The organism is uncultured Adlercreutzia sp. (assembly GCA_910585575.1).
GTDB lineage: Bacteria > Actinomycetota > Coriobacteriia > Coriobacteriales > Eggerthellaceae > Adlercreutzia.
On record CAJUFS010000028.1, the window covers coordinates 1 to 5872 of the forward strand.

A 5872-nucleotide genomic window follows, 5' to 3' on the forward strand; every position below is an offset into this window, starting at 1 on the left:
GCACTCGGTGAGAAGAACAGGTATGTGCCGATATTCGCTTGTCACGGTTCCGCTGCCCACCGCGTCCTAGGTGAACAGGAGGCCCAAGTCCACCGAAGCGAGCTCGTCCTCATAACGCTGGGCATCCCAGATCTCGAAGCGGCTCCCGTTGCCCACAATGACGACATCTTTGTCGATGCCGCAGGCTTCGCGCATGTCCGCCGAGAGCATGATGCGGCCGGCCGAATCGACCTCCACATCGCGAGCGCGGCTCTTCAGGGCGCGATGGTACGCGTCCTGCTTCCGATCGTTGGCCCTCCGCTCGGGGAAGGCGCCGCTCATAACGCTCTCGACCCACTGGTTGAAGCCCGGCGCCTCGAACGCGTAGACGCATTCGTCAAACGGGTTCCGGGTGACCGTGAGATCGCTGGAAAGAACCTTGCGGAACTTCGCGGGAAGGGTAACGCGTCCTTTGCCGTCGACTTTCAGACGAAACTCACCGTTCAAGTCCACCTCGGTACGAGAGGCTTGATCAGCAGTTTCCATGTCGTCGGCGTGGGCCACGGCTTCCTTTCCAAGCTGCGTTTTGAGTGGGATTTGAGTTCGTTAGTAGTGCGTTTCGAAATCCCGCTCGGTCTTTTTCCACGTCCTGCATACTACCCCACTTTCCCCCACTTCGCAACATTTTCTCCCACTTTTGGCCCCATTTTGACCCACTTTACCGCCGCAAGATCTGGCAGAGAACAACGAAGAACGGAAAGAGAAATCAATATGTTGTGGTTCATTTTGATGAATGATGGAAGAGACCACTAGATATGCAAGATGCAGCAAAACGATGTTGACGTCGTGACAACGAACAAGGTATCGAACGGGCTGTGCATGACTTTTGGAGACCGTGACATTTCGACCCACCAACGGCGGTACAATGAGCCTGCCCACCCAAGACAGGAAGCCTTTATGTTCGAATTGGAAAACGCCCTCGACGAGTACTTGTCCTACCTGCGCATCGAGCGGGGCTCGTCGCCGCGCACGGCCGAGGCCTATCGACGCGACCTTGAAGGCTACCTGGCCTTTCTCGATGGCGAAGGGGTTGAGGCCATCGCTGATGTCACCCGCGACAAGGTTGTGGGCTACGAAAAGGCCCTCCAGGACGAGGGCTTGGCGGCTACCACCGTGCGCCGGCGCATCTCGGCGGTACGCGGCTACCACCGCTTTCTCGTACGCGAAGGACTCACCCAAGCAAACCCCGCGGAGGCGGTGAAAATCCCGAAAGCTCCCGATAGGCTGCCCGATGTGCTGAGCATCGAGGAAGTGGGGCGCATGATCGACGTCTACGTCGACGAGCGTCCCCAGGGGCTGCGCGATCGCGCGCTTTTGGAAGTGCTCTATGGATGTGGGCTGCGCGCCAGCGAGATTTGCGACCTCAACATGGACGGGCTTTTTTTGGACGACGGCTTTCTGCGCGTGTTCGGCAAGGGGTCTAAAGAGCGACTGGTGCCCATTGCCGGTGCCGCCGATAAGGCCCTGCGTCGCTATTTGGCCGAGGGGCGCCCGGCCCTGGCCCGCAAGGCATCCGCGCCCAGCGCCGACAACCAGGCGGCGGTGTTTCTCAACCAGCGCGGCGGCCGCCTGGGACGCCAGAGCATTTTCAACTTAGTGCGCAAGGCGGGCAGCGCCATCAACCGCTATGACCTGCACCCTCACACGCTGCGGCACTCCTTTGCCACCCACATGCTGAAAGGCGGTGCCGATTTGCGCGTGCTCCAGGAAATACTCGGGCACGCCGATATGTCTACCTTGCAGGTGTACACGCACCTGGACCGCACGCACTTGCACGAGGAGTACATCAGCGCGCACCCGCGCGACAAGATGGATCTGGCGTAACGCCCCTATTTCCGCTTGCGAAATCGCAGGGCGCGAGCAGCCGATTCCTTTTTGCGATGGAGCGTGGCCCGGCGAAACATCTCCGCGCAGAAGTCCTTCGCCTTATGGGCGCCGCGGCTCACCGTGGGCACCAAATTGGCATCGTCGGAGGTTTTCCAGTCGAAGTACACGCTGAAGTAGCGCAGAAACACGACGGAGAACACACAGGCAATAGCGGTGAGCACCAAATTCGACCCAAGAAACGCCATGGTGGCGAACACTAAGGCTCCGGCCAAGCCAGCTACTGCGTAGAAATTCGATCGCTGGAAGATACCCGGGGTCTCCCCCACGGCGATATCGCGCAGGGCACCCCCGCCTACCGAGGTGAGCGCCCCTAAGATGACCACCATGATGAAGCCCTCGCCGCACTGGAACGCCTTGTTGGCGCCGGCCAGGGCGAACAAGGCCACCGACAGGGCATCGGCAAAGAAGAGCAGCTGCCCCTCGTGCTTGAACAGGCCGCGGAAGTAGAACACGAACACCGCCAGGCCCATGCATATGAGGATGACCTCAGGGTACTGCATGAAGTAGACGCCGTGGTCCTGCAGCAGCAGGTCGCGGATAATACCGCCGCCATAAGCCGTGAGCAGCCCCAGCACCACGGTGCCCACGATGTCGAGCTTACGGTCGCAGGCGAAGATGGCGCCGGTGATGACGCCCACGGCCACCGAGAAGAAGTCGGCGCCAAAGGGCACCTGCAAGGTAGCCCCGTCTGCGAAGAACTGCTCCATTACTTGTGATAGTAGCGGTGCTGCTCGTACTTGGGCTCGCAGCACACGTTGATGCCCAGGGTGCGGTAGAGCTTCTCGTCGGCCGCCGAGATGATGACCGAGAAGTAAGCGTCGCAGCCGCGCAGTTTGTCGGCATTGTCGATGAGCTCGGCTGCCAGCGGGTTGGTCACCGAGCTGATGGACAGGGCCAGCAGCGTCTCATCGGAGTGCAGGCGCGGGTTGTGGCTCTTCAGGTGCTCGGTCTTCAGGTGGCAGATGGGCTCGAGCACGTCGTCGGAGATGACGTAGAGCTCGTCATCGACCCCCGACACGCCCTTGAGTGCGTTCATGAGCAGTGCCGATGCGGCGCCCAGAAGGTTCCCCGTCTTGCCCGTCACCACGCGGCCGTCGGGCAGCACCATGGCGCCGGCCGGGCCACCGGTGGTTTCCTCCTTCAGCAGGGCCGCCGAGCGCGCCGGCGACAGGTTCTGCGTGATATTCGCCTGGTTCATCAGAAGCTCGATCTTCTTGAGCGCTTCCTCGCCCGTGCCCGTGCGCTTGATCTCCTCGGCTGTTTGGAAGTAGCGGCGCACAATCTCGTTGTTGCCGGCCTCGCGGCACACCTCGTCGTCCGAGATGGCCAGCCCGGCCATGTTCACGCCCATGTCCGTGGGCGACTGATAGGGGCACTCCCCCGAGATGCGCTCCATGGTGGCGCGCAGCACCGGGAAGATCTCCACGTCGCGGTTGTAGTTCACCGTGGTCTCGCCATAGGCCTCCAGGTGGAACGGGTCGATGATGTTGTCGTCGTCCAGATCAGCCGTGGCGGCCTCATAGGCGATGTTCACCGGATGCGACAGCGGTAAGTTCCAGATGGGGAACGTCTCGTACTTGGCGTAGCCGGCGGTAACCCCGCGCTTGTGCTCGTGATAGAGCTGCGAGAGACAGGTGGCCATCTTGCCCGAACCGGGACCCGGGGCCGTCACCACCACGAGGGGCTTGGTGGTCTCGATGTACTCGTTCTTGCCAAAGCCCTCGTCGGAGACGATGTGGTCGATGTCGTTGGGATAGCCGGCAATGGGGTAATGCAGATAGCTGGTAATGCCCATGGCCGTCAAACGCTTGCGGAACAGATCGGCGTTCGGCTGGTTGGCGTAGCGCGTGATAACCACCGAGCCCACCCTGAAACCCATGGAGCGGAAGATGTCCATGAGGCGCAGCACGTCCTCGTCGTAGGTAATGCCCAAATCGCCGCGCACCTTCGAGCGCTCGATGTCGTTGGCGTTGATGGCAATGACAATTTCCACCTCGTCCTTCATGGACTGGAGCATGGAAATCTTCGTGTCGGGCTTGAAGCCGGGCAGCACGCGGGAGGCATGGTAGTCGTCGAACAGCTTGCCGCCGAACTCCAAGTACAGCTTGCCGCCGAACTGGTCGATGCGCTCGCGAATGCGCTCCGCCTGCAGCTCGATGTACTTGTCGTTGTCAAATCCCTCGCGCATGGCAGTCCTTTCCGCAGTGCTCGCAAACGCTTACCGCCGGCCGGAGCCGGCAAGGCTTTCAAACTCCCAAATTATAGCCGAGAAGCAGCCAAGGCGAGCCCGCCGCTTTCCCCCGGACAAGAAATGCGGACAAACGCGCTACCGTGTTTCGCCTTCGTTAAAACCGCGAAGAAGCGTAGCCGCAGCGGTCTCGAGGCTCCTACAATAGAAAAGCGTTTGGAAGTGCGCGCGATGCGGCTTCAGGCGCATTTTTTGTGCCTCTCCCCTCGCGCACCACGCGGCACAGCCCGCAAAGCGGGCAGAAGGGAGTCACCCATGGCTAAGCACATCTTCGTGACCGGAGGCGTGGTCTCCTCCTTGGGCAAGGGCATCACCGCCGCCTCCCTGGGACAGCTGCTGAAAGCGCGCGGCTACAAGGTGACCATGCAGAAAATGGACCCCTATCTGAATGTAGACCCCGGCACCATGAGCCCCTTCCAACATGGTGAGGTGTTCGTTACCGAAGACGGTCACGAGGGCGATCTCGATCTGGGCCATTACGAGCGCTTCATCGACGAGAACCTGTCGCGCGAGTCGAACTTTACCCAGGGATCCATCTACCAGACGCTTATCGCTCGCGAACGCCGGGGCGATTTCCTCGGGGGCACCGTGCAGGTAATCCCCCATGTGACGGAAGCCATCAAGGAGCGCATCCGCCGCGCCGCCGAGCAGTCAGGAGCCGACATTGTCATATCGGAAATCGGCGGCACCATCGGCGACATTGAAGGACTGCCCTTCATTGAAGCCGCGCGCCAGTTCAAGAAGGAAATGCCCGCGGGCGACGTACTGTTCGTCCACGTGACCTTGGTGCCCTACATTGCCGCCGCCCACGAGGTGAAGACCAAGCCCACGCAGCACTCCGTGAAGGAGCTGCGCAGCCTGGGCGTCCAACCCGACTTCATCGTCTGCCGCAGCGATCACGAGATCACCGATGGCGTGCGCGAGAAAATCGCCCTGTTCTGCGATGTGGACACCGACGACGTACTGGCCTGCCCGGACGCCCCCTCCATTTACGAGGTGCCCATCAGATTGTATGAGCAGGGCTTCGACATTTCGGCCTTGGCGAAGATGGGGCTGGCGCCCCGCAAGATCAACTTGAAGCCCTGGCGTGCCTTCCTGAAAGCGAAGGACGCCTGCGAAGGCGAGCTCGATATCGCTGTGGTGGGCAAGTACGTCAGCCTGCCCGATGCCTACTTGTCCATCCATGAGGCCCTGGTGGCAGCCGGCATTGCCGCAGGGCGTACCGTCAACGTTCACCTGATCGACGGAGAGGAGCTGACCGACGAGAACGCCGCTGCCACGCTGGGCGCCATGGACGGCATTCTCGTGCCCGGCGGGTTCGGCCAGCGTGCCTTCGAGGGTAAGATAGCCGCCGCCCGCTACGCCCGCGAGCACAACGTGCCGTTCCTGGGCATCTGCCTGGGCCTTCAAGTCGCCGTCTGCGAGTTCGCCCGCCACGTGGCCGGCTTGGAAGGAGCCACCTCGGCCGAGTTCGCCGACAGCGCCCCCGAAGGAGCCCCGCTCGTTATCGACCTCATGCCCGAGCAGGAGGATGTCGAGAACAAGGGCGGCACCATGCGCCTGGGCGCCTATCCCTGCAAAGTGGTCCCCGACACCCACGCCGCCGCAGCCTACGGCGAACCGATCATCTATGAGCGTCACCGTCATCGCTATGAGGTGAACAACGCCTACCGCGACACGCTGACCAGCGCGGGCCTT

The 5872-nt window shown here is 61.6% G+C and carries 4 protein-coding genes and 1 pseudogene (1 of these 5 cut by a window edge); 2 read left to right on the plus strand and 3 right to left on the minus strand.

Features of this window, described 5'->3' with window-relative positions; translation table 11 throughout:
• Positions 1-66: 66 nt before the first annotated feature.
• The gene (locus QZ307_RS05335) at positions 67-543 is read right to left on the minus strand and encodes a division/cell wall cluster transcriptional repressor MraZ (RefSeq protein WP_295996888.1); all 477 of its coding nucleotides are present in this window, start codon (positions 541-543) and stop codon (positions 67-69) included.
• Between the two features lie 393 nt (positions 544-936).
• On the opposite strand from QZ307_RS05335, the gene QZ307_RS05340 reads away from it, so the two are divergent.
• The gene (locus QZ307_RS05340; protein WP_295996891.1) at positions 937-1863 is read left to right on the plus strand and encodes a site-specific tyrosine recombinase; all 927 of its coding nucleotides are present in this window, start codon (positions 937-939) and stop codon (positions 1861-1863) included.
• A 5-nt stretch (positions 1864-1868) separates the two neighbouring features.
• Here QZ307_RS05340 and QZ307_RS05345 read toward each other — a convergent pair whose 3' ends face one another.
• Complete coding sequence (locus tag QZ307_RS05345) at positions 1869-2633, minus strand: trimeric intracellular cation channel family protein (protein ID WP_295996893.1); 765 nt, start codon at positions 2631-2633, stop codon at positions 1869-1871.
• Positions 2633-4114, minus strand: coding sequence for a DUF1846 domain-containing protein (locus tag QZ307_RS05350; RefSeq protein WP_295996897.1), 1482 nt, complete (start codon positions 4112-4114; stop codon positions 2633-2635). Before QZ307_RS05350 ends, QZ307_RS05345 begins: the two co-directional genes overlap by 1 nt.
• A gap of 315 nt (positions 4115-4429) precedes the next feature.
• Here QZ307_RS05350 and QZ307_RS05355 point away from each other — a divergent pair.
• Positions 4430-5872 (plus strand): annotated as a pseudogene (locus tag QZ307_RS05355) (CTP synthase) (it continues 166 nt past the right edge of the window).

Coding starts and splice junctions, on each gene's coding strand:
- QZ307_RS05340 (WP_295996891.1), top strand. CDS start 937: ATGTTCGAATTGGAAAACGCCCTCGACGAGTACTTGTCCTACCTGCGC.
- QZ307_RS05345 (WP_295996893.1), bottom strand. CDS start 2,633: ATGGAGCAGTTCTTCGCAGACGGGGCTACCTTGCAGGTGCCCTTTGGC.
- QZ307_RS05350 (WP_295996897.1), bottom strand. CDS start 4,114: ATGCGCGAGGGATTTGACAACGACAAGTACATCGAGCTGCAGGCGGAG.